Annotated in this window: 17 protein-coding genes; 12 read left to right on the plus strand and 5 right to left on the minus strand. The window is 70.9% G+C overall.

The window, feature by feature from the left end; all coding sequences use genetic code 11:
• The first annotated feature begins 7 nt into the window (after positions 1-7).
• From OG852_RS30330 to OG852_RS30370, 9 genes are all read left to right on the plus strand, one after another.
• On the plus strand, positions 8-715 hold the full coding sequence (locus tag OG852_RS30330; protein WP_133915107.1) for a response regulator transcription factor: 708 nt from the start codon (positions 8-10) through the stop codon (positions 713-715).
• On the plus strand, positions 712-2,082 hold the full coding sequence (locus tag OG852_RS30335; RefSeq protein ID WP_133915108.1) for a HAMP domain-containing sensor histidine kinase: 1,371 nt from the start codon (positions 712-714) through the stop codon (positions 2,080-2,082). Before OG852_RS30330 ends, OG852_RS30335 begins: the two co-directional genes overlap by 4 nt.
• Positions 2,083-2,247: 165 nt before the next feature.
• Complete coding sequence (locus OG852_RS30340; protein WP_330349541.1) at positions 2,248-3,720, plus strand: glycoside hydrolase family 18 protein; 1,473 nt, start codon at positions 2,248-2,250, stop codon at positions 3,718-3,720.
• 197 nt (positions 3,721-3,917) lie between these two features.
• On the plus strand, positions 3,918-5,234 hold the full coding sequence (locus OG852_RS30345) for an ABC transporter substrate-binding protein (RefSeq protein WP_330349542.1): 1,317 nt from the start codon (positions 3,918-3,920) through the stop codon (positions 5,232-5,234).
• 20 nt (positions 5,235-5,254) lie between these two features.
• Positions 5,255-6,232: a carbohydrate ABC transporter permease gene (locus tag OG852_RS30350; RefSeq protein WP_133918296.1), complete on the plus strand. Its 978-nt coding sequence runs from the start codon at positions 5,255-5,257 to the stop codon at positions 6,230-6,232.
• Positions 6,229-7,116: a carbohydrate ABC transporter permease gene (locus tag OG852_RS30355; protein WP_330349543.1), complete on the plus strand. Its 888-nt coding sequence runs from the start codon at positions 6,229-6,231 to the stop codon at positions 7,114-7,116. The genes OG852_RS30350 and OG852_RS30355 overlap by 4 nt, the downstream gene beginning before the upstream one ends.
• Positions 7,117-7,142: 26 nt before the next feature.
• Positions 7,143-8,453, plus strand: a complete 1,311-nt coding sequence (locus tag OG852_RS30360; protein ID WP_133911306.1) for a glycoside hydrolase family 36 protein — start codon at positions 7,143-7,145, stop codon at positions 8,451-8,453.
• Positions 8,453-10,468 (plus strand): beta-galactosidase, encoded by a 2,016-nt coding sequence (locus OG852_RS30365; protein ID WP_330349544.1) that lies wholly within the window; start codon positions 8,453-8,455, stop codon positions 10,466-10,468. Before OG852_RS30360 ends, OG852_RS30365 begins: the two co-directional genes overlap by 1 nt.
• 297 nt (positions 10,469-10,765) lie before the next feature.
• Positions 10,766-11,179, plus strand: a complete 414-nt coding sequence (locus tag OG852_RS30370; RefSeq protein WP_443064666.1) for a PIN domain nuclease — start codon at positions 10,766-10,768, stop codon at positions 11,177-11,179.
• A 70-nt stretch (positions 11,180-11,249) separates the two neighbouring features.
• Here the strand turns inward: OG852_RS30370 and OG852_RS30375 are convergent, their stop codons facing one another.
• The 4 genes from OG852_RS30375 to OG852_RS30390 all read right to left on the minus strand — a co-directional run bounded on the left by OG852_RS30375 (position 11,250) and on the right by OG852_RS30390 (position 16,061).
• On the minus strand, positions 11,250-12,683 hold the full coding sequence (locus OG852_RS30375) for a GH1 family beta-glucosidase (protein WP_330349545.1): 1,434 nt from the start codon (positions 12,681-12,683) through the stop codon (positions 11,250-11,252).
• Positions 12,684-12,793: 110 nt separating this feature from the next.
• Positions 12,794-13,705: a carbohydrate ABC transporter permease gene (locus tag OG852_RS30380; protein WP_133911309.1), complete on the minus strand. Its 912-nt coding sequence runs from the start codon at positions 13,703-13,705 to the stop codon at positions 12,794-12,796.
• Between the two features lie 11 nt (positions 13,706-13,716).
• A complete protein-coding gene (locus OG852_RS30385; RefSeq protein ID WP_133911792.1) occupies positions 13,717-14,727 on the minus strand; it encodes a carbohydrate ABC transporter permease in 1,011 nt (336 codons plus the stop codon).
• 5 nt (positions 14,728-14,732) lie between these two features.
• The gene (locus OG852_RS30390) at positions 14,733-16,061 is read right to left on the minus strand and encodes an ABC transporter substrate-binding protein (protein WP_330349546.1); all 1,329 of its coding nucleotides are present in this window, start codon (positions 16,059-16,061) and stop codon (positions 14,733-14,735) included.
• Positions 16,062-16,409: 348 nt separating this feature from the next.
• Here OG852_RS30390 and OG852_RS30395 point away from each other — a divergent pair, with 348 nt between their 5' ends.
• Complete coding sequence (locus tag OG852_RS30395) at positions 16,410-17,465, plus strand: LacI family DNA-binding transcriptional regulator (RefSeq protein WP_330349547.1); 1,056 nt, start codon at positions 16,410-16,412, stop codon at positions 17,463-17,465.
• Between the two features lie 179 nt (positions 17,466-17,644).
• On the opposite strand, the gene OG852_RS30400 is transcribed toward OG852_RS30395, so the two are convergent.
• Positions 17,645-18,154, minus strand: coding sequence for a GNAT family N-acetyltransferase (locus tag OG852_RS30400; RefSeq protein WP_330349548.1), 510 nt, complete (start codon positions 18,152-18,154; stop codon positions 17,645-17,647).
• Positions 18,155-18,382: 228 nt separating this feature from the next.
• Here OG852_RS30400 and OG852_RS30405 point away from each other — a divergent pair, with 228 nt between their 5' ends.
• Positions 18,383-20,035 (plus strand): alpha/beta fold hydrolase, encoded by a 1,653-nt coding sequence (locus OG852_RS30405; RefSeq protein ID WP_330349549.1) that lies wholly within the window; start codon positions 18,383-18,385, stop codon positions 20,033-20,035.
• Positions 20,032-21,621 carry an alpha/beta fold hydrolase gene (locus OG852_RS30410; protein ID WP_443064581.1) on the plus strand — a complete coding sequence of 530 codons (1,590 nt, stop codon included), beginning with the start codon at positions 20,032-20,034 and terminating at the stop codon, positions 21,619-21,621. Before OG852_RS30405 ends, OG852_RS30410 begins: the two co-directional genes overlap by 4 nt.
• Positions 21,622-21,667: the final 46 nt, after the last annotated feature.

The raw sequence follows: 21,667 nt of genomic DNA on the forward strand, positions 1-21,667 counted from the left end.
GCGGCGCATGGCACGTGTGCTCGTGGTCGAGGACGACCAGTTCGTACGCTCGGCGCTCATCCGGCATCTCACCGACGCCTCGCACCTGGTGCGCAGCGTCGGTACCGCGCTGGAGGCGCTGCGCGAGGTCGCCCATTTCCGCTTCGACGTGGTGATCCTGGACCTCGGACTGCCCGATCTGGACGGCTCCGAGGCCCTGAAGATGCTGCGCGGCATCACCGATGTGCCGGTCATCATCGCCACCGCGCGCGACGACGAGACGGAGATCGTCCGGCTGCTGAACGCGGGCGCGGACGACTATCTGACCAAGCCGTTCTCGGTGGAGCATCTGTCGGCGCGGATGGCGGCGGTCCTGCGCCGGGCCCGCTCCGGCGCAGGGGAGCCCCCGCCCTCCAGCGTGCTGCGGGTGGGCGGCCTCAGCGTCGATCCACTGCGCCGCCAGGCGGAGTTGGACGGTGTACGCCTCGACCTCACCCGCCGTGAGTTCGACCTGCTCGCCTTCCTGGCCGGCCGGCCGGGGGTCGTCGTCCCGCGCCGGGAACTGCTCGCCGAGGTGTGGCAGCAGTCCTACGGCGACGACCAGACGATCGACGTCCATCTCTCCTGGCTGCGGCGGAAGTTGGGGGAGACGGCGGCCAGCCCGCGCTATCTGCACACCCTGCGCGGTGTCGGCGTGAAGCTCGAACCACCGGGGGAAGGGGGGCTGGTGCGATGAGATGGGCACTGGTCAAGGTCTGTCTGGCGGTCACCACGATGGTCGTGGTCGCCTTCGCCGTCCCCCTCGGACTCGTCGTCAAGGAGATGGCCCGTGACCGCGCCTTCTCCAACGCCGAGCGGGAGGCCGCCGTGGTGGTCCCCGCGCTGTCCATCACCACCGACCGCGAGGAACTGGAGCGGGTGGTCGTCTCGGCCGGGTCCGACGACGGGATGGCCGTGCACCTGCCGGCCGGCGACGGCCGACGGGCCGTGGACCTCGGCCGGCAGCGGGCCGCCGACGGGGACATCGCCGCCGTACGGAGGCTGGGCCGCGCCTCGACCGCCGAGGTGCCGGGCGGCTCCGTACTGCTCCAGCCGGTCGCACTGGGCCTCGGGACCGTGGTCGTCGAGGTCTACGTCCCGGAGTCCGAGGTCACCAACGGTGTCGGCACGGCGTGGGCGGTGCTGGCCGGGGTCGGTGTCGCGCTGGTCCTCGGCTCGGTCGCGGTCGCCGACCGGCTCGGTGTACGCATGGTGCGGCCGGCCAGGCGACTGGTGGAGGGCGCGCAGGAACTGGGGGAGGGGAAGCTGGGCGCGAGGGTCCCGGAGGAAGGCCCGAACGAACTGCGGCGGGCGGCCGTCGCCTTCAACTCGATGGCCGATCAGGTGGTGCAACTCCTGGCGAACGAAAGGGAGTTGGCGGCCGACCTGTCCCACCGTCTGCGCACCCCGCTGACCGTGCTCCGGCTGAACGCGGCCTCCCTCGGCGACTCCCCGGCCGCCGAGCAGACCCGTACGGCGGTCGCCCAGCTCGAGCGCGAGGTGGACACGATCATCCGTACGGCCCGGGAGGCCAAACCGCAGACGGCGGCGCCCGGCGCGGGGGCCGGGTGCGACGCGGCGGAGGTGGTCCGGGAGCGGATGGCCTTCTGGTCGGCGCTCGCGGAGGACGAGGGCCGCAAGGTCCGCACCGCCGGGGTCGACCGTCCGGTCCGCATACCCGTGGCCCGCGCCGACCTGGCCGCCGCCCTGGACGCCCTCCTCGGCAACGTCTTCCGGCACACCCCGGAGGGCACCGCCTTCGCGGTCGACGTCCACACCGGCGAGGACGCGGTGATCGTCCTCGTCTCGGACGCGGGCCCGGGCATCCCCGACCCCGTGACGGCGATGGCCCGCGGCCGCGGCTCGGGCACCACCGGCTCCACCGGCCTGGGCCTGGACATCGTCCGCCGCCTCGCCGAGTCCACCGGGGGCGACGTCCGCATCGGCCGCTCGGTCCTGGGCGGCACGGAAGTCCGTGTCTGGCTCCAACTGAACGACCACGAGCCGATCCGCAGGGGCCACCGCGGAGCCGTACGCAAGCGGAGACGGGCGGCGGCCAGGTGAGGCCTGCGGACAGGCGAATTGGTCTCGACCTTTAATCGGCTCCGATGGGTGGCTTAAGCGCACCCTAAGATCCTTCGCCGCCGCCCCTATCAGGCACTTTGCCCGGTTTGGGCTCGCTAGCGTGCTGCCGCATCTCACCCCACGAGCAGTGAAGGCAGGCACGGCATGAGCAGTCACCGGCGCACGGGCAGCGGTAGGAACCAGGTGATCGGCGGGGTGGTCGCCGCGGCGGTGGTGGGCGGTGGGGCCGTGTTCGTGGCCGGTACCGCGCAGGCGGCCGGGGTCGGGGCCGCGTACACCAGGACCAGTGACTGGTCGACGGGGTACACCGCGCAATACGTCGTCACCAACAACACCGGTGGGGTGAAGGCGGACTGGAAGCTGGAGTTCGACCTGCCGGCGGGGGCGAGGCTCGGCTCGCTCTGGAACGCCGAGTCGACGGTCGGCGGGCGGCACGTCACCGTGACCCCGCCGAAGTGGGACACCGACGGGCTGGCCGTCGGGGAGTCCGTCACCGTCGGGTTCGTGGTCAACGGGACGGGAGATCCGGTCGGTTGCCGGGTGGACGGGGCCGCGTGCTCGGCGGACCAGGGCGCCACACCCGAGCCGAGCGGACGGCCGACGGGGAGCGCGACCCCCACCGGGACACCCGCCTCGACGCCCACCACCGCGGCACCCACGCAGACCCCCACGTCCCCCGCCCCGTCCCCGAGCGCGAGTACCGGTACCGGCTCCGGCACCGCCTCCTCCGCCCCCTTCGCCCCGTACGTCGACACCTCGCTCTACCCCGCCTTCGACCTCCTCGCGCACGTCTCCGCGACCGGGGTGAAGGACTACAACCTCGCCTTCGTGACCGACGGCGGCGGCTGTACGCCGAAATGGGGCGGGGTGACCGACCTCGGGAGCGACGGCGTGGCGGCGCAGATCGGCGCGCTCCGGGCGAAGGGCGGGGACGTACGGGTCTCCTTCGGCGGGGCGAGCGGCTCCGAGCTGGCCACGACGTGCTCCTCGGCGGACGCGCTGGCGGCGGCGTACGGGAAGGTCGTGGACGCCTACCGGCTCACCAAGGTCGACTTCGACGTGGAGGGGGGCGCGCTGCCGAACACGGCGGCCAACACCCGGCGCGCGCAGGCGATCGCGAAGCTCCAGCGGCAGCACCCGGGACTCGACGTCTCCTTCACCCTCCCGGTGATGCCGGAGGGCCTGACCCAGGACGGCGTGACTTTGCTCTCGGACGCCAAGGCAAATGGTGTGAAAGTCGACACTGTGAATGTCATGGCGATGGACTACGGTCCGGCGTACAGCGGTGACATGGGCACCTATGCCGAGCAGGCCGCCACCGCTACCCAGGCACAGGTCAAGAGCGTGTTCGGGCTGAGCGACAGCGCGGCGTGGAAGGCGGTCGCGGTGACCCCCATGATCGGGGTGAACGACGTCGCGTCGGAGGTCTTCACGGTCGAGGACGCCACCCGGCTCGTCGCCTTCGCGAAGTCGAAGGGGATCGCGTGGCTGTCGATGTGGTCGGCGACGCGGGACAGGCAGTGCCCGGGCGGGGCCAAGGGGCAGGCGGACGCGACCTGCAGCTCGGTCGTCCAGGGCGACGCGGCGTTCTCGAAGGCCTTCGCCACCCTCAAATGATCATGAAGGTGACAGGAGGGTGATCAAGGTGTGTCGATTACGTTTCGACAAATGAAGGCGGCGGCTCTTGACGCATGACCGGACATACGGCTGTTATTGCGCCACCCGGTGTTCGGTCAAGTTGATTTCTGGTCGATTAAGACCGGAAAGATTCAGTCAGACCCCCATGACCGAACCTTGCTGTCAGGAGCCGCTTCATGCACGACCTCTCCCCTTCCGGCCGCCTCCACCTCCCCTCCCCGAGTCGCCGCACCCTGCTGCGCGGCATAGGCGGCGCGGCCGTCCTCGGCGCCGGCATACCGCTGCTGTCCGCCTGTGGAGGCGGCAGCACCTCCTCCGACCCGAAGACGGTCAGCCTCGGCTCCAACGCGTCGGACGCGGTGCCGAAGAAGGCCTTCGCCGAGATCTACGCGGCCTTCAAGAAGCAGTCCGGGATCGCGGTCGACGTGAACACCAAGGACCACAACACGTTCCAGGAGCAGATCAACACCTACCTCCAGGGCACCCCGGACGACGTGTTCAACTGGTTCGCCGGCTACCGCATGCAGTTCTTCGCGGCCAAGGGCCTGGCCACGTCCATCGACGACGTGTGGGCGAAGATCGGGGACAACTTCCCCGACGCGATGAAGAAGCTCAGCAAGGGCGCGGACGGCAAGTACTACTTCGTGCCGCTGTACACGTACCCCTGGGCGCTCTTCTACCGCAAGAGTGTCTTCCAGCAGCACGGCTACACCGTCCCCACCACCTGGGACGAGCTGATCACCCTGTGCAAGCAGATGAAGAAGGACGGGCTCACCCCGATCGCCTTCGGTGACAAGGACGCCTGGCCGGCGATGGGCACCTTCGACCAGATCAACTTCCGGCTCAACGGCTACGACTTCCACGTCGAGCTGATGGCGGGCAGGGCCTCCTGGACCGACGCCAAGGTCAAGGCCGCCTTCGACCACTGGGCCGAGCTGCTGCCGTACCACCAGGAGGGCTCGCTGGGCCGTACCTGGCAGGACGCCGCCCAGACGCTGGTGTCGAAGAAGGCCGGCATGTACCTCCTCGGCTCCTTCGTCGCCCAGCAGTTCACCGACAAGGCGGACCTGGACGACCTCGACTTCTTCGCCTTCCCGGAGATCAACTCGGAGTTCGGCCAGGACACCGTCGAGGCCCCCACCGACGGCTTCATGGTCTCCAAGGCCCCGAAGAACAAGGAGGGCGTCACCAAGCTCCTCGAGTACCTCGGCACCCCCGAGGCCGAGCAGATCTACCTCAAGGCCGACTCCAGCGTCGTCGCCGCCTCCTCCAAGGCCGACACCTCCTCGTACACCGCCCTGCAGAAGAAGGCGTACGAGATGATCTCGGGCGCGAAGAGCCTGACGCAGTTCATGGACCGCGACAGCCGCCCCGACTTCACCTCCACGGTCATGCAGCCCGCGCTGCAGAAGTTCGTCCGCGACCCGAAGGGGATCGACAGCCTGCTCACCTCGATCGAGCGGCAGAAGAAGACGATCTTCGCTTCCAACTGAGAGCGCGACGCCCGTACCCCATGAGCACCGACACCACCACGAAGTCCCCGCAGGCGGCCGCCCGGCCGCCTCGGGGCGCGTCCTCGAAGAAGCGGGTTCCGCAGGGCCACCGCCGTCTGCTGACCCGCCGCGACCGGCTCACCCTCGGCCTCATGGCCGGGGTGCCGACGATCCTGCACGTGACCCTCGTCTGGGTCACCGCCCTCGCCTCCATCGCCCTGGCCTTCACCACCTGGGACGGCATCGGCTTCGACTCCATCAAGTGGGTGGGACTGGACAACTTCAAGGAGCTGTTCACCAACAACCCGCAGTTCTGGCCCGCCGTCCAGCACAACGTCATCTGGTTCGTCGTGCTGATCCTGATCCCGACCCCGCTCGGGCTCTTCCTCGCGGTCCAGCTCGACAAGAACATCCGCTTCAGCCGCGTCTACCAGACCGCCTACTTCCTCCCGGTCGTGGTCTCCCTCGCGGTCACCGGATTCGTCTGGCAGCTCGTCTACAACCCCGACACCGGCCTGATCAACAGCATCATCGGCGCCAACAAACCCGGCCACTACATCGACTGGATCGGCGACCCGCACCTCAACCTGTGGGCCATCCTCGTCGCCGCCTGCTGGCGCCACACCGGCTACATGATGATCCTCTACCTGGCCGGCCTCAAGGGCGTCGACCCCTCCCTGCGCGAGGCCTCCTCCCTGGACGGCGCCAACGAGTGGCAGACGTTCAAGAACGTCGTCTTCCCCACCCTGCGCCCCACCAACACCGTCGTCCTGGTCGTCACGATCATCGAGGCACTGCGCGCCTTCGACCTCGTCTTCGTCTTCAACAAGGGCGCCCAGGGCACCGAACTGCTCTCGATCCTGGTCACCAACAACATCATCGGCGAGTCCAGCCGCATCGGATACGGCTCAGCCATCGCCGTCGTCCTGCTGGTCATCTCCCTCGCCGTGATCATCCCGTATCTCATCTCCACCTTCCGCAAGGAGCGGAGCGCATGAGCACCCCCGCCCTGCCCCTGAAGCAGCGCACCCCCGTGCGCCCCGCCCGGATCCTGCTGCACACCTTCCTCATCGTCACGTCCCTGGCCTGGCTCGCGCCGCTGCTGTGGGCACTGTTCGCGGCACTGCGGCCGTACTCCGAGACCAGCGAGAAGGGCTACGTCTCCTGGCCCGACAAACTGAGCCTGGACAACTTCACCAACGCCTTCACCCAGTCCGACATGACGCACTACTTCGGGAACACGCTGCTCATCGCGGTCCCCGCGGTGCTGCTGACCCTGTTCCTGTCGTCCTGCGTGGCGTTCTACGTCAGCCGCTTCGACTTCCGGGTCAACCTCTTCCTGCTCCTGGTCTTCACCGCGGGCAACCTCCTGCCGCAGCAGGTCATCATCACCCCCCTGTACCGGCTCTACCTGCTCGTGGACCTGCCCGGCATCACCATGAGCGGCAAGCTGTACGACTCCGCACTCGGCCTGGTCCTCATCCACGTCGCCTTCCAGTCCGGCTTCTGCGCCTTCGTGCTCAGCAACTACATGCGCTCCCTGCCCCACGAGCTCACCGAGGCCGCCCTCGTCGACGGCGCCTCCGTATGGCGCCTGTACTGGCAGATCGTGCTCCCGCTGTGCAAACCGGCCATGGCCGCCCTCGCCACCCTGCTGTCCATCTGGATCTACAACGACTTCTTCTGGGCGATCGTGCTGATCTCCACCGGTGAGAACATGCCGATCACCTCGGCCCTGAACAACCTCTCCGGCCAGTACTTCACCGACCCCAACCTGGTCGCCGCAGGCGCCCTGCTCACCGCGATCCCCACCCTGATCGTGTACTTCGCGCTCCAGCGGCAGTTCGTCAGCGGACTGACCCTCGGCGCCAACAAGGGCTGAGGCCCTTTCTTCCGAAAGAGACCCCCGTGCACCACCCCTTCACCCCGGTGGCCTCCGTCCCCGTGGACCCGCGGCGCGCCCGTGTCCACGAGGAGGGCTGGCAGTCCTGGAGCCCGAGCGGCGCCTACGCCCTCGACGCACTCCCGCACCGCCCGGCGAACGACAACTGGGCAACCGTCTGCTACCGCCCCGGGGTCACCGTCCCCGCGGGGGTCTTCCAGGGCGAGGGCCTCCTCGCGCTCGACCCCGGCGACGGCTCACCCGTCCGGCTGTGGGCCGCGCCGGACCCGGTCCACGAGGTGCCCTCCCTCCGTCTCACGCCGGCCGGACCGGTCGCGGAGGTCAGCGCCGACGGGCCGGTGAAGGAGTTCACGGGCACGGACGTCCCCTCGCTGCTCGCCGAGTGGGCGTCCGGCCTGGGCGTCCCCGCGCCCCGCCCGGCGCCCACCGTCTGGTGCTCCTGGTACGAGTACTTCACGGACGTCACCGAGGACGACATCCACGAGAACCTGCGTGCGATGGACACCCTCGACCTGCCCGTCGACGTCGTCCAGATCGACGACGGCTACCAGAAGGCGCTCGGCGACTGGCTCACCCTCTCCGGCCGCTTCCGCTCCCGCCGCGGGATCGCGGAGGCCATCCGGGCCCGGGGCCGGCGCGCCGGCATCTGGACCGCGCCCTTCCTCGTCGACCCGAGCAGCGCGCTCGCCGCCGGGCACCCCGACTGGCTGGTCCGCTCCACCGACGGCGGCTTCGCGCACGCCGGGCGCAACTGGGGCCACGACCTGTACGTCCTCGACACCACCCACCCCGGGGCGGCGGCGTACCTGACGGACGTGTTCCGCACCCTGCGCGCCGAGGGCTACGACTACTTCAAGGTCGACTTCCTGTACGCGGGCGCCCTGGACGGCGTACGGCACACCGCCGTGGACCCGCTCACCGCGTACCGGGACGGGATCGCGCTGATCCGTGCCGCGATCGGCCCGCAGGCGTACCTGCTGGGCTGCGGCGCGCCGATCCTGCCGTCGATCGGCCTGTTCGACGCGATGCGGGTCAGCCCGGACACGGCACCGCACCGCGCTCCCGAGGCCGGTGACTTCAGCCAGCCCGGGCAGGACGCGGCCGAGTTCACCGGCGCCGCCCGGCAGTGGCAGCACGGCCGGTTGTGGATCAACGACCCGGACTGCCTGATGGCCCGTCCGGCGGTGGAGACGCGCGAGCGCTGGGCCGCGCACGTGGAGGCGACGGGTGGCCTGATGGCCTCCAGCGACCGTCTGCTCTCCCTGGATCCGTGGGGCGTGGACACCACGCGCCGGCTGCTGTCGGGAGGCGAGTGATGGAACGAGAACTGAAGGTCCCCGGGATCGTCTACGGCGGCGACTACAACCCCGAGCAGTGGCCCGAGGAGGTCTGGGCCGAGGACGTGCGCCTCATGGCCGAGGCCGGGGTGAACATGGTCAGCGTCAACATCTTCTCCTGGGCGCTGCTGGAGCCGTCCGAGGGCGCTTACGACTTCTCGCGCCTCGACCGGGTCCTCGACCTGCTGTACACCCACGGCATCGCCGCCGACCTCGCCACCCCGACGGCGGCCCCGCCGGCCTGGTTCTTCAAGGCCCACCCCGAGGCGCTGCCGGTGGACCACGACGGCCGCGTCCTGTCGTACGGCAGCCGTCAGACGTTCTGCCCGTCCAGCCCCGCCTACCGCGAGGCCGCCCTGCGGATCGCGCGGGCCCTGGGGGAGCGGTACGCCGAGCACCCGGCGGTCGTCATGTGGCACGTCCACAACGAGTACGGCTGCCACAACGCGGAGTGCTTCTGCGACACGAGCGCCCAGGACTTCCGCCGCTGGCTGCGGGAGAGGTACGCCGACGACCTCGCGGCGCTCAACGACGCCTGGGGCACCACCTTCTGGAGCCAGTGGTACTACGACTGGGACGAGATCATCCCGCCCCGGGCGACGGGCGCGGTCCCGAACCCCACCCACCGGCTGGACTGGCGCCGCTTCTGCAGCGACGCGCTGCTGTCGCTGTGCACGGCGGAGCGCGCGGTGCTCGCCGAGGCCGCTCCCGCGATCCCCGCCACCACCAACTTCATGGTGATGTACAACTTCGACGCGCTGGACTACTGGCGCTGGGCGCCGGAGCTGGACATCGTCTCCAACGACCACTACCTGCGCTCGACCGACCCCGAGTCGCAGATCGACATCGCGATGAGCGGTGACCTCGTACGGTCGCTGGCCGGCGGCCCCTGGCTGCTGATGGAGCACTCCACCGGAGCCGTCAACTGGCAGCCCGTCAACCGCGCCAAGGGCCCTGGGGAGTTGCGGCGCAACGCGCTCGCGCACGTGGCGCACGGCGCCGACGGCATCGCCTACTTCCAGTGGCGGGCCGCGAAGGCGGGCGCCGAGCAGTGGCACTCCGCGATGCTGCCGCACGCGGGCACGGACAGCGTGATCTGGCGGGACGTGGTGGCACTGGGCGCGGACCTGAAGGCCCTGGCCGAGGTGCGCGGCAGCACCGGCACCGCCGAGACGGCGATCGTCTGGGACTGGGACGCCAAGTGGGCGCTGGAACTGCCCTCGCAGCCCAGCGAGGCGGTCCGCTTCCTGGAGCTCGTCCGCTCCTGGTACGAGCCGCTGTGGCGGGCGGGTGTCGCCGTGGACTTCGTACGGCCCGACGCGGACCTGTCGGCGTACCGGCTGGTCCTCGCGCCCAGCCTGTACCTCGTGGACGACGCGGGCGCCGCGAACCTCACCGGTTTCGCCGAGCGGGGCGGCACACTGGTGGTCGGCTTCCACAGCGGGGCCGTGGACCAGAACTGCCATGTGCGGCTGGGCGGTTACCCGGGCGCGTTCCGGGAGGCGCTGGGTGTCCGCACGGACGAGGTGTTCCCGCTGCTGCCGGGGCAGACGGTCGGTCTCGACAACGGCGGCACGGGCGCGCTGTGGTCGGAGCGGGTCCGCACGGCCGGGGCGCAGACCGTGTCCTCGTACACCGACGGCCCCCTGACCGGCGTCCCGGCGATCACCCGCCACGGCTACGGCACCGGCACCGCCTGGTACGTGGCGACCCTGCCCGACGCCGCGACCCTGGCCGCGCTGCTGCACCGGATCCGCGAGGAGTCGGACGTACGGCCGGTCCTGGACGCCGTCCTGCCGCCGGGGGTGGAGGCGGTCCGCCGCCGGGGCGCCGAGGCCGACTATCTCTTCCTGATCGACCACGCGGGCGCGGGGGCGGAGATCGCCGTCGCCGCCGAGTCGGTGGAACTGCTGGACGGCAAGCCGGTGTTGGGCGGATCGGTGTCCGTTCCCCCGGGCGGGGTGGCGGTCGTACGGGAGCCGCGCGCCCTGTAGTCCCCGTGGACGAGGCCCCCTTGTCGTCGACTTGGGGGCCTCCTGCCCTGCTCTTCTCGCGTGTGTCACCCGTCGGCGAGGGGAGCTGCGTTGGCGACGAGACCGACCGAGGAGGAGATCCTCGCGGCCGTCGAACGGCAGCTGGCCGGCCGCCGGATCAGCACCCGGCTCACCGACCCGGGCGAGGCGTCCCTGACGTGGGAGTCGGTCCTGGAGTGCGAGATACACCGCTCGATCGAGGATCGGGGCACGGAGGGCCGCCGGACGGCGAAGCGACCGCTGAGCCGGAACGGACGGATCGCCGAACGCCCCACCTGCACCAGCGCCCTCGTGCGCATCCTGAAGCGGCCGGCTCGTACCCTCTGGGAGAAGCCCCTGGAAGAAGGGCTGATCGCCCGCTGCCCGCTGACCGAGGTCGAGTTTCTCCACAGCGCAAGGAACGCCGAGGACCGGACCGAACCGGTCCGCGACCTGGATGCGGTGTTCGGCTGGGCGCCTCTGGACGATCGGGCCGTGATACGGGCGTGGGACGTGCAACGGGAGCTCACCGAGAAGGGGCGGCACCGTTCTGCCGGTGCCGTGGATCCGCTCGTCGCCGCGACCGCCGAACTCCAGGGGCTGACCATGCCGCACCACGACAACGACTTCGGGACGATCGCGTCGGTGACGGGGCAGCCGACCCAACGGCTTGCGGCGCCGGGCACCCTCTGAGCGGCCCCCTGGGAAACCACCGGAGCGCGGCACGCCCCCTCGACGTGCCGCGCCCCTCCCCTTCCCCGGGTCAGGTGGTCGCGGGTGCGGGGGACGGCAGGGTGCCCGTGCGGGCCGCCTCGCCGTACCAGTGCGCGCTCGACTTCGGCGTCCGGGTCAGCGTCGCGTAGTCCACGTACACCGCCCCGAACCGCTTCCCGTAGCCGTACGCCCACTCGAAGTTGTCCAGCAGGGACCACAGGTAGTAGCCGCGCACGTCCGCGCCGTCGGCGATGGCCCGGCGCACCGCGGAGAGGTGGCCGTGCAGGTAGGCGATCCGCTCCGGGTCGTGGACGCGGCCGTCCGGGTCGGGCTTGTCGTCGTAGGCCGCGCCGTTCTCGGTGATGTAGAGGGGCAGCCCGGGAGCTTCCTTCGTGTAGCGCATGATCAGCTCGTGCAGGCCCGAGGGGTCGATCGTCCAGCCCATCTCCGTGCGGTCGCCCGGGGTCTGGTGGAAGGCGACGTCGTCGGCGGCGGGCCAGGGGGAGTGGTCGCTCGCGCCGTGGCCGTCCGTGCGCGGACCCTTCGGCTGTTCCCGGGCCGCCGAGACCAGCGTGGGCGTGTAGTAGTTCAGACCCAGCGCGTCCAACGGCTGGTGGATGGCCCGCAGATCGCCGTCGAGGACGTACGACCAGTCGGTCAGACCGGAGGTGGCCGCGAGCAGCGTCTCCGGGTACGCACCCTTCAGGATCGGGCCGTGGAAGACGCCGTTGGCCAGGTCGTCGATCTTCGTGACGGCCGCCAGATCGGCCGGCGACTGCGAAAGGGGCCGTACGACGGAGGAGTTGAGGCTGATCGCCACCGTGTTGCGGGCCGGCATGGCCGCGCGGAGCGCCGAGGTGCCGAGGCCGTGGGCGAGGTTCAGGTGGTGGGCGGCGCGCAGGGAGGCCGCCGGGTCGGTGCGGCCGGGCGCGTGCACCCCGGACGCGTAGCCCAGGAACGCGCTGCACCAGGGCTCGTTGAGCGTGATCCAGTTCTCCACACGGTCGCCGAGCGCCTCGCCGACGATCTGCGCGTACTCCGCGAACCGGTACGCGGTGTCGCGCTCCGGCCAGCCGCCCGCGTCCTCCAGCTCCTGCGGCAGGTCCCAGTGGTAGAGGGTGACGGCCGGCTTGATGCCGTTCGCCAGCAGCTCGTCGACCAGCCGGCGGTAGAAGTCCAGGCCGCGCTGGACGGCCGGGCCGCGGCCCGTCGGCTGGACCCGGGACCAGGAGATGGAGAAGCGGTACGCGTTCAGGCCCAGCTCCGCCATCAGCGCGACGTCCTCGCGGTAGCGGTGGTAGTGGTCGACAGCGATGTCACCGTGCTCGCCGCCGAGGGTCTTGCCCGGCGTATGGCTGAAGGTGTCCCAGATCGACGGGGTGCGGCCGTCCTCCCGCACCGCCCCCTCGATCTGGTACGCGGAGGTCGCCGCGCCCCAGAGGAAGGCGGGAGGAAAGGTCACGGGGGTGACGGGATCAGTCATGGAAGCGCTCCCATGGATGGTCGTCGAGGCCGACGAGGCCGACGAGATTGGGGGGAAGTGGGGTGAAAAGGGCCGGGGCGGCGGTGACCCGGCCCCTGGATCGCAAGAGGTCAGCCCTTCACCGCGCCCTGCATGATGCCGCCCACGATCTGCTTGCCGAAGACCGCGAAGACCACCAGCAGCGGCAGCGTGCCCAGCAGCGCGCCGGCCATGATCAGGGACTGGTCGGGCGTGTACCCGCGGCCGAGGCCCGCGATCGCGACCTGCACGGTCGGGTTGCCGGTCTGGCTCAGCACCAGGAAGGGCCACAGGAAGTCGTTCCACGTCTGGACGAACGTCAGCATGCCCAGCACCGCCATCGCGGGGCGCGCCGCGGGGAACACCACGTGCCACACCACGCGCCAGCTGTTCGCACCGTCCACCCGGGCCGCCTCGATGATCTCGTCGGGCAGCGCCTGGATCAGGTACTGCCGCATGAAGAACACACCGAACGCGCTCACCAGCGACGGCAGGATCACCGCCTGGAGCTGATCGGTCCACTCCAGCTTGGCGACCATCATGTACAGCGGGATCACACTGAGCTGCGGCGGCACCATCATCGTGCCGATCACGATCAGCATCAGCGCGCCCTTGCCCCGGAACCGCAGCTTGGCGAAGGCGAAACCGGCGATCGTGGACAGCACCACGATCGTCGCCGCCGACGTCCCCGCCACGATGGTCGTGTTGAGGAAGGCCTTGCCGAGGTTGGCGTCGGTCCAGGCGACGTCCAGCTTCTTGAACAGGTTCGAGCCGAACCACAGCGGCGGGGGCGTCTGCGCCAGCCGGTTGTTGTCGCGGGAGGCGGCGATCGCCGTCCACACGAGCGGGAACAGCGAGCCGATCGTGAACAGGATCAGGACGGCGTAGGCGATCGGGCCGCCGTGGTGCTGGCCGCCCGCCCGCGCGGACTTCGGCCGGCGTACCCGGCGGGCCGCCGGCACGGCGTCCTCCGGCTCGGATTTGGTCAGGGTCGTCGTCGTCACGGCCGGTCCTCCTAACTACTGGCGCGCAGCCGGCGCGAGATGACGTAGTTGACGATGCCGACGACGATCAGGATCAGGAACATCGTCCAGGCGATCGCCGAGGCACGGCCCAGGTGCTGGTTGACCCAGCCCTGCTCGTACAGATACAGACCGAGCGTCTGGAACTGGTGCTCCGCGCCGCCCGAGGCGCCCTTGTTGGCGTCGAACAGCAGCGGCTCACCGAAGACCTGGCTGGCGCCGATCGTGGAGACGACGACCGTGAACAGGATCGTCGGCCGCAGCGACGGCAGCGTCACATGGAAGAACTGCTGCCAGCGGTTGGCGCCGTCCAGCGCCGCCGACTCGTACAGATCCTGCGGGATCGCCTGCATCGCGGCCAGATAGATCAGCGCGTTGTAGCCCGTCCAGCGCCAGATGATGATCGTGGAGACCGCGATCTGCGACGGCCACTTGTCGTTCTGCCAGTCGATCGCGTCGATCCCGACGAAGTGCAGCGCCCAGTTGATCATGCCGTAGTCGCGGCCGAACAGCAGCACGAAGACGAGGGAGGCGGCGGCGATCGAGGTCGCGTACGGCGCGAGCATCGCGACCCGGTAGAACGTCGAGGCGCGCAGCCGGTAGTTGAGGATGTGCGCGAGGCCCATCGCCATCAGCAGCTGCGGGACCGTCGAGATGATGCCGATGGTCAGGGTGTTCTTCGCCGCGTTCCAGAAGAACTCGTCGTCGAAGATCCGGGTGTAGTTGCGCAGGCCCACCCACGTCATGTCGGTGGGGGCGGTCATCTCCACCTGGTGCAGCGACGCCCAGCCCGTGTAGACCAGCGGGAACAGACCGAAGGCGAGGAACAGCAGGAAGAACGGCGAGACGAAGGCGTACGGGGACCAGCGGATGTCCCGCTGCCAGCGGCGCGAGAGCCGGTCCCGGCGCCGCGCCTCAGCCTGTGCGGCTTCCGCGGGCGGGCGGCCCGGGGCCGCGCCCCCCTCCTTCACGGGGGGCGCGGCGGTGTCGTGGCGGGTGGCCATACGGGTCACTTGTCCAGGTTGTTGTCGATGGTCTTGGTGGCCGTCTCCCAGGCCTCCTTCGCCGACTTGCCCTTGGTCACGAGGAACACGCCGTTGTCGCTCAGGCCCTGCTGGATGATCTGGTCCTTCGGGCCGATCACCTGCACCGGGGCGGTCTTGGCGGCCTCGGCGAAGATCGTGCCGATCGGGGAGTCACCGGTCATCTCGTTCTTGGCGCCGGTCACTTCGGGGGAGGTGTACGTGCTCGGGGCGCTCGGGAAGTTGCCCTGCACCTTGAACAGCTTCGTCTGCTGCTCGGGCGCGGTCAGCCAGGTGATGAGCGCCTCGGCCTCCTTCACGTGCTTGCCGCTCTTCGGCACGGCCAGGAAGGAGCCGCCCCAGTTGGCGGACTTGGGCGCGGTCGCCACGTCCCACTTGCCGGCGTCCTCCGGCTTGGCCTTGCCCTTGATCGTGCCGAGCATCCACGGCGGGCAGGCGATGGTGGCGAACTTGCTGTTCGCGATCGTCTGCTCCCAGGTCGGCTGGAACTGCGTCTGGGACTGGACCAGCCCCTCTTCGGCGGCCTTCGCGGTCAGGTCGAAGGCGGTCTTCACGGCCGGGTTCGACTTGTAAATGATGTTGCCGGAGGAGTCGTAGAACTTCTCCTTCTCACTGCCGAGGATGGCGTTGAGCAGACCGCCGGGGGAGTCCATGAAGAAGGTGCCCGCCTTGGCCTTCTTCTTGTACTGCTCGCCGGCCTGGACGAACTTGTTCCAGTCGCCCGTCCACAGCTTGGCGACCTCCGCGCGGTCGGTGGGCAGACCGGCCGCCTCGTAGAGGTCCTTGCGGTAGCAGATGGCCATCGGGCCGACGTCCGTGCCGAGCCCGATCGTCGAGCCGTCCTTGGCGGTGGCCTGGGCCCACTTCCAGTCCAGCCAGTTGCTCTTGTCCACGCCGGAGATCTTGGAGACGTCCACGAACTTGGCCGCCTGGGTCGCCACGACCTCGGCGATGTTGCCGACTTCGATGGCCTGGACGTCCATCAGTCCGCTGTTGGTGGTGAGGTGGTTGACGAGCGCCGGGTAGTAGTTCTCGTTGCGCTCGGTGACGTTCTCCTCGATCTTGATGTTCGGGTGGAGCTTCTCGTACTCGGCGTAGAGGCCCGCCTCCTTGAAGCCGAACGTGCCGAACAGACCCAGAGTGATCGTGGTCTTGCCCTTGCCGCTGCCGGACGACGAACCGTCGGATGCGTCGTCGCCGCCGTCGTCGGCACAGCCGGCCAGCAGCCCGGCGCCCAGCGACGCGACCGCCGCGAGGACTACCGCCCGGCGGGCGGTTCGGGTACGTGCGCGCATTGCGTCCTCCTGTTGCCCTGACGTGCCGACCCCCCGGCCAACTGCATGGTTGGGCCCGTTGTTTCTCGCTGCGGCTCGGGCGGGGAACGTGCGGGATGTGTATGTGTCAGGTACTGTGGGAGCGCTCCCACAGGTGATGTGTTGAAGAGTCGTCGGTTCGGGCGGGGGTGTCAAGGGTGGGGACACGGAGAGGTGCGTTCAGTTATCCGGCTGTTAGCTAACCCCGGCGAGTGATGCGCATTTGGTCCAGTTCGGTACATAGCGGACTGCTGGGCTCCGCGGGGGCCTGGTGGTCGGGACTGTTAGATTCCAGGCCAGCGTGATGACAACGGCGGGAAGGCGGAGCCCATGGCAAGCCACGGAGCGCGGGGCCGCAGCGGCGGCAGGCCCACCCTCGAAGAGGTGGCCGCCCGGGCGGGCGTGGGCCGCGGCACGGTCTCCCGGGTGATCAACGGATCGCCCCGGGTCAGCGACGCGACCCGCGCGGCGGTGGAGGCGGCGGTCGCCGAACTCGGCTACGTCCCCAACACGGCCGCCCGCGCCCTCGCGGCCAACCGCACGGACGCGATCGCCCTGGTCGTCCCCGAGCCGGAGACCCGCTTCTTCGCCGAGCCGTACTTCTCGGACATGCTGCGCGGTGTGGGCGCCGAACTCGCCGACACCGAGATGCAGTTGCTGCTGATCTTCGCCGGTAGCGACCGCGAACGCCAACGCCTCGCCCAGTACCTGGCGGCACACCGCGTGGACGGTGTCCTGCTGGTCTCGGTCCACGCCGACGACCCGCTGCCCGACCTCCTGGCCCAACTGGAGATCCCGGCGGTCATCAGCGGCCCGCGCTCGGCCGGCGAGACGCTGCCCTCCGTGGACTCCGACAACTACGGCGGCGGCCGCTCGGCCGTGGAACACCTCCTGGCCCGCGGTCGCACCCGGATCGCCCACATCACCGGCCGCCTCGACGTCTACGGCGCCCAGCGCCGCGTCGACGGCTACCGCGACGCCCTGCGGGACGCCGGGCACGAGGTGGACGAGGGGCTCATCGAGCCCGGGGACTTCACGGAGGAGGGCGGGCACCGGGCGATGACCGAGCTGCTGGCCCGCACCCCGGCCCTCGACGCGGTGTTCGCGGGCTCGGACGTCATGGCGGCCGGTGCGCGCCAGGCGCTGCGCGAGGCGGGCCGTCGTATCCCCGAGGACGTGGCGCTGGTCGGCTACGACGACTCGGCCATCGCCCGCCACATGGACCCGCCCCTGACGAGCGTGCGCCAGCCGATCGAGGAGATGGGCCGGCGGATGCTGGACCTCCTCCTCACGGAGATCGCGGACCGCCGCCCGGCGGTGTCCCGGGGCCTGGAGCGACGACAGGTGGTGCTGGCGACGGATCTGGTGGGACGGGCCTCGTCCTAGGGGGTGTTTCGAACGTCCTGTGCGGTGCCCGCGGTGTCCGGTGCGTGCCCTCGGCGTGCCGGACGAAAGCCCTCGTACTGGACGTACTTGGGGTTTCGGCCGGTGCGGCGCGCGTACGTGCCGGGCGCCGCGGGTGCTGTGCGGGACCTTCGAAACACCCCCTAGGCCGCGGACACGGCCTAGCCGTGGGTGCGGGGCGCGGTGTCGAGCCGCCAGCGGACCTCGCCGTCCTGCGTCTCCCGCGTGGGTGCCAGCCCCGCCGCCCGGGCCACCGCGGCCGAGGCCGAGTGCTCGGGATGGATGTGGGCGACGATCGTACGGACGCCCTCGTCCCGTAGCCACGCCACCAGCTCCCGCGCCGCCTCGGAGGCGAGACCGCGGCCCTGCCACGGGGTGCCTACCACCCAGGCGATCTCGGCGTGGTCCGCGCTCACCGTGGCCTGGACGGTGCCCACGAGCCGGTTCTCCGCCGTGAGCCGCAGAACCCAGTTGTGCCAGGAGACGGCCGGGTCGGCAGAGCCGGCGACGAGACGTTCGTAGCGGGTGTGAAGCGCTTCGGGCGTGCTCGGGGCGCCGCCGATGAAGGTGTGCAGGGCCGGGTCGTCCAGGACCGTGGCCATCTCCTCCGCGTGCCCGACGCACAAGGGGAGGAGGGCGAGGCGGGCGGTGGCGAGGGGCGTGGTGAGCACGGCGGCCTTCCGGTTTCTTTCGTGACTCCCCGGATTGTCCTCGACCCTGCCGGAGATCCCCTCGACCGGCCGAATGGCGGACCCCCCGGCGGAGTCCACGAGTGGTGGACGTCTCCCCTCGGGCACAGGCTGGCGTACGCGTGCCCGCCCCAGCCCCGTGTCGGCGGGCCGAGCCATGCATGCCGTCCCGAGCGGGGCGGCACCGCCACGTCGGAGAGACGGGATCACATGACGGAACAGGACATCGATCCGGGGTGCCTGCCGTCCGTATGGGGGAGCGGCGGCAGGACCGGACGACCGCGGGAGCGGCGCCCGCACCCACGGCGGCGCTTTGGCGGCGCGCGCACCGGGGCGGCGCTGGCCGCCGCCGGTCTGGCCCTCCTGGGCACGGCCGCCCCGGCACCCGCGGGCGCCGCGTCACCCCGGGGCGACGCACCCCGGCCGCAGGCTCCGGCGAGGTTCGTGCCCGGCCCCTGCCCGGCGGCACCCGAACCGGTCCCCGGGCGGTGCGGCTTCCTGGAGGTGCCCGAGAACCGCGCCCGCCGCGGCGGCCCGACCATCCGGCTGGCCGTCGTCATCGTTCCGGCCGCGTCGGCGACGCCGGCCAAGGAGCCGGTGGTGTTCATGGAGGGCGGCCCCGGAGGCGACGCGATCGGGGCCATCCCCTTCCTGATCGACTCCCAGGTGAACCGGGACCGCGACCTCATCGTCATGACCCAGCGCGGCGGGCTCTTCTCCCAGCCGAACCTCGCCTGCCCGGAGATCGACCGGTTCAACGCCGACGCCGTGGGGCTGCTCTACGACGCTCCGTCGACCGGGCGGCTCCTGGTGCGCGCCACGAGGGAGTGCCGGGACCGTCTCACGGCCGCCGGGGTCGACCTGAGCGCCTACAACACCACCGAGAACGCGGCCGACTTCGCCGATCTGCGCAGGGCCCTGGGCATCGACCGGTGGAACGTCTACGGGTACTCCTACGGCACCGACCTGGCGCTCACCTACCTGCGCCGGCACCCCCGCGGGATCCGGTCGGTGGCGATCGACTCGGTCGCGCCTCCCCAGGTCGTGAGCCTGCCGTGGACCTGGGACAGCGCCCGGGAGGGGATCGGCGCGATCTTCGACGCCTGCGCCGCCCAGCCGCGCTGCGAGAACCGCTACCCGCACCTCCACCGCACCCTGACGGAGCAGGTCCGCAGGCTGGAGGCGCATCCCCTGACGGTGACGGCCGAGCCGCCGGGCGGAGGAAGCCCGGTGAAGGTCGTCCTCGACGGGGGCGCGCTGGTGAACCTGCTGGTCGCGGACGGCGGCGCCCTGCCGGCCGTCGACGTCCCCGCGGCGCTCGACGAACTCGCCCGCGGACATCCGGAACGCTTCGCCCGGGCGCGTGCCGCCGGCGCGACGCCCGTCGTCGGCGAGTTCGCCCACGGCCTGACGAACTCGGTGGCGTGCGGCGAGTGGGTGCCGGGCTTCTCCCGGCACGACGTGCTCGCTTCGGGGCGCCGGAACTTCCCCGGGTGGCCCGACACCGTCCTGGCCCAGGCACCGCAACTGCCCTTCCAGCACGACGTGTGCCGCGTCTGGAACGTTCCGGACCGCACCGCCGTCCAGCGGGTGGCCACCGTCAGCGGCGTGCCCGCGCTCGTCGTCTCCGGGACGTTCGACGCGAAGACCGGGGCGAGCTGGGGGCCGTACGCGGCCCGCACTCTGTCGCGCTCGACCGCCGTGCGGATTCCCGGCATCGGCCACTGGGTGGTCCCCCAGTCGCCCTGCGCGCAGGGCGTCCTGACCTCCTTCCTCGCGCATCCGACCGCGCCCGACACCGGTTGCGTGGCAGGACTCGCGCCGAAGCCGTTCACCATCACCCCTGAACCGGAGTACGGATGATGTCCCTGCGCCCACCCCACCGCCGACGCACCGTGCGACGGCTCCCGGCCGCACTGGCCGGGGCGACGGCCGGCGTCCTCGTCGCAGGCTTCGCCGCGGCGCCCGCCGCGGCCGAGCCCAAAGCCCCCACGCCCCTGGGCACGGCCGCCCGTACGGCGGGCCACGCCCGCTTCGCGCCGGGCCCCTGCCCGAGGACCGCGGACCCGGTCCCCGCTCTGAAGAAGGCCCGCTGCGGAACGCTCACCGTGCCCGAGAACCGGGCCCGGCCCAAGGGCCGGAAGATCACCCTCGGAGTCGCGATCGTGCCGGCGGCCACGAGCAGACCGGCGGCCGACCCGATCGTGTGGTTCGCCGGCGGCCCCGGCGACGACGCGGTCTCGGAGATCCCGATGGCGATCGACGGCGGCCTGAACCGCGACCGCGACGTGATCTTCATGTCCCAGCGGGGCACCTACTCGGCCGACCCGGCGCTCACCTGCCCGGACATCGACGAGTTCAACGCCCGCGCCGTCGGCCTGGTCTACAACGCGCCGTCCACCGGGCGGCTGCACGTCGAGGCGACGCGGGCATGCCGCAAACAGCTGGTGAGCCGCGGGGCCGACCTCAAGGCCTACAACGGCACCGAGAGCGCCGCGGACTACGCCGACCTGCGCACGGCGCTGGGCATCAAGAAGTGGAACGTCTTCGGCATCTCGTACGGCACCGACCTGGCGCTCCTCTATATGCGTCTGCACCCGAAGGGCATCCGGTCGGTCGGCATCGACGGCGTCCTGCCGCCGTCCCTGGCCGGCGGGGCCGTGACCTGGAAGGCCGCCCGAGAGGGCTTCGACGGCCTGTTCAAGGCCTGCGCGAAGCAGCGCGCCTGCGACAGCCGCTATCCGCACCTCAAGGCCACCTTCGAACGCCTCGTCCTGAAGCTCGACGCCCGGCCGGTCAGGACCACCGTCACGATCCCCGGCCGGCAGGCGCCGGTGAAGGTCGTGCTGGACGGCGCTGCCCTGCTGACCTGGCTGACCTCGGCCACCCATGTGGCGGCCGGAGTGCCCCGCTCCATCGACGAGCTGGCGCACGGCAACCCGCGGCGGATCGCCGAACAGTGGGCGGGCGGCAAGCTCAGCCCCCAGGCCATGGGCAGGGTCTCCCACGGGCTCGCCTACGGCGTGTTCTGCGGCGAGTGGACACCGTACGAGAGCCAGGCCGACGTCGTCCGGGCCGGGCGGCACGCGTTCCCGTCGTTCCCCCGCTCCTTGCTGGCCAACGCTCCGCAGCTGGCCTTCCTCGAGGCGGACTGCCGGGCCTGGCGTGTCCCCGCCGCGCCGCGCTCGATCCGGAAGGTGACGCGCAGCGACATCCCGACGCTCGTCGTCTCGGGCGGGTTCGACGCCCAGACCGCGCCGAGCAACGGTGCCTACGCGGCCCGTACGCTGAGCCGGTCCACGGCCGTCACGATCCCCTATGTCGCCCATGTGGCGTTCGCCGAGTCGCCCTGCGCGCAGGCGATCACCGCCTCGTTCTTCGAGACTCCGGCGAAACCGGGGACGGGATGCCTGGCAGGCCTGCGGCCACCTGCGTTCGAGATCGGGTGAACGACCAAGGGCTGACCTGTTTCCACAGGTCAGCCCTTGGTTACTC

This window comes from Streptomyces sp. NBC_00582 (genome assembly GCF_036345155.1).
In the GTDB taxonomy this organism is placed as follows: Bacteria; Actinomycetota; Actinomycetes; order Streptomycetales; family Streptomycetaceae; genus Streptomyces.